At 47.8% G+C, this 1072-nt stretch carries 1 protein-coding gene; it reads left to right on the forward strand.

Annotated features, from left to right (window positions below):
• Positions 1–8 precede the first annotated feature (8 nt).
• The gene (gene menC, locus R7F07_RS25375; RefSeq protein ID WP_318110691.1) at positions 9–998 is read left to right on the forward strand and encodes an o-succinylbenzoate synthase; all 990 of its coding nucleotides are present in this window, start codon (positions 9–11) and stop codon (positions 996–998) included.
• Positions 999–1072 lie beyond the last annotated feature (74 nt).

A 1072-nucleotide genomic window follows, 5' to 3' on the forward strand; every position in this document is an offset into this window, starting at 1 on the left:
CTGGAATTATGCGTAAAGCAAAGATTTACCGTTACTGCCTTCGAATGGACAGTGGCGTAATACTGCGTGATAACAAGCTGACTGAACGCATCGGCTACATTGTTGAGCTATCTGATGGCGAGAACACGGGATTAGGTGAAGTCGCACCGCTTTTTGGTTTTAGCTTGGAAAGTACCGAAGAGGCTGGCATTCAGTTACAAGAACAGGCTGAACGCTGGGTCGCGGGTATACCGGTTGATTATGCCAATATGTATCCTTCGGTTGCGTTTGGCTTATCTATGGCTCACTTGGAGTTAGAAGGTGGTTTGCCGACGCAAGGCAAATATCAAACTGCTCCACTGTGTACGGGCGATCCCGATGAGTTGATTCCAAAACTCAACGAGATGGAAGGTGAGAAAGTGGCAAAAGTGAAAGTGGGGCTGTATGAGCCCATTCGCGACGGCATGCTTGTGAACCTCTTCCTTGAATCTATCCCTCAATTAACGCTTCGACTGGATGCGAACCGCGCTTGGACTCCCGAAAAAGCGCAGCAGTTTGCTAAGTACATTACACCGTCTCTTCGCCAACGAATTACGTTTTTGGAAGAGCCATGCCGAGCTCCTGGCGACAGCATGTCTTTTGCCATTAATACTGGTATCGCGATTGCTTGGGATGAAACGCTGCAAGATGCCGTTCGTCGAGAAGACTTTAGCCTTGAAGATCTGACAGGCGTGAAAGCGATCATTATCAAACCGACATTAATCGGCTCCGTCGATTTCTGCATTAAATTGATCGAAAAAGCAAAAGCGTTAGGAATGAAAGCGGTGATCAGCTCAAGCATTGAGTCGAGCCTTGGCTTGAACCAATTAGAACGTTTGGCGCAATGGCAGTTGCCTGATGAAGTTCCTGGTGTGGACACTATCGGGTTGTTCAAAGCGCAGCTAGAGCAAGGTTGGCCAAAGTGTGAACTTCCTGTGCTTCCTTTGTCTGAGCAGGAGTTAGTGTGGCATTCAGCATAGAGCCATTCTCTACAGAAAATAGTGCGATTCCACCTTGGAAGTATTGGGCTCAAACGAGCCCTTTTTCTATTGCA

It is taken from the genome of Vibrio sp. YT-16 (assembly GCF_033337405.1).
Lineage (GTDB): Bacteria > Pseudomonadota > Gammaproteobacteria > Enterobacterales > Vibrionaceae > Vibrio > Vibrio alginolyticus.